The sequence below is a fragment of the Mesorhizobium sp. M7A.F.Ca.CA.002.05.1.1 genome (assembly GCF_003998335.1).
In the GTDB taxonomy this organism is placed as follows: domain Bacteria; phylum Pseudomonadota; class Alphaproteobacteria; order Rhizobiales; family Rhizobiaceae; genus Mesorhizobium.
This window is the reverse complement of sequence record NZ_RZQI01001311.1, coordinates 1-1133: the sequence shown is the minus strand read 5'-3', so window position 1 is coordinate 1133 and position 1133 is coordinate 1. Positions and strand designations below refer to the sequence as shown.

The following is a 1133-nucleotide window of genomic DNA, read 5'->3' as shown; positions in this document are numbered from 1 at the left end:
ATCATGTCCATCGCCTTGATCAGTTGAACCGGACCCGCCGCATAACCGATGCGCCAGCCGGTCATTGCATAGGCTTTCGACACGCCGTTCATGGTCAGCGTGCGCTCGTAGAGCTTAGGCTCGACCTCGGCGATGGTCCTGAAGACGAAATCGCCATAGGTCAGGTGCTCGTACATGTCGTCGGTCAGCGTCCAGACATGCGGATGCTTCAACAGCACGTCGGCCAGCGCGCGCAATTCGGCTTCGGTATAGGCGGCACCCGACGGGTTCGACGGCGAGTTCATCAGCAGCCATTTGGTCTTCGGCGTGATCGCCTTTTCCAGCACGGAAGCGGTCAGCTTGAAGCCGTTGTCGATCGAGGTGTCGGCAAACACGGAGGTGCCGCCGCATATGGCCACCATCTCGGGGTAGCTGACCCAATAGGGGCGAGGAATGATGACCTCGTCGCCGGGGTTCAGCGTCGCCATGAAGGCGTTGAACAGGATCTGCTTGCCGCCGGTGCCGACTATGGTCTGCTCGGGCTTGTAGTCGAGATTGTTCTCGCGCTTGAACTTTTTTGCGATCGCCTCGCGCAGCGGCACGATGCCCGAAACCGGCGGATACTTGGTTTCGCCACGGCGGATCGCCTCGATTGCCGCATTCTTGATGTTGTCGGGCGTGTCGAAATCCGGTTCGCCGGCGCCAAGCCCGATAATGTCACGGCCGGCATTTTTCAGCTCGCGCGCTTTCTGCGTGACCGCGATGGTGGCGGAAGGCTTCACGCGGGAAAGGGTGTCGGCAAGAAAGGCCATGAGCTTGACGTCTCCATGGAAGATCGGCGCGGCCAGGAGCGACCGCGGCGCTTCTCATGTCGCATGATTTCGCGCAACGCAAGTATTGTCGGCTGATCCAGGTCTCAAGGAGCTGTGATCGGGACCCGGGGTCGGCAACAATAAATTCATTAACGAGCGGTAGAGGCTTGAGTGGCAGGATGGCAGACCAATTGCGGAGCGAGGAACCGTGTCGCGCAGCGTCGGGCTTGCCCACATCATCCGTCAGGACGACGGCACCTCCACCGGTGTCTGGGGTATCTACACGCTGCAAAGCGCCTTCCAGCCGATCTTCGCTTTCAAGGAAGGCAAGCTGTCGGTGGT

1 protein-coding gene and 1 pseudogene are annotated in these 1133 nt (G+C 60.2%); one reads left to right on the top strand and one right to left on the bottom strand.

Going from position 1 to position 1133, the window contains the following annotated elements; genetic code table 11:
* On the bottom strand, positions 1–791 hold a 791-nt coding region (locus EN939_RS35155), incomplete at its 3' end, for a pyridoxal phosphate-dependent aminotransferase (RefSeq protein WP_164751559.1).
* Between the two features lie 208 nt (positions 792–999).
* On the opposite strand from EN939_RS35155, the pseudogene EN939_RS39550 reads away from it, so the two are divergent.
* A pseudogene (locus EN939_RS39550) lies at positions 1000–1133 on the top strand (EAL domain-containing protein); the annotation flags it as partial.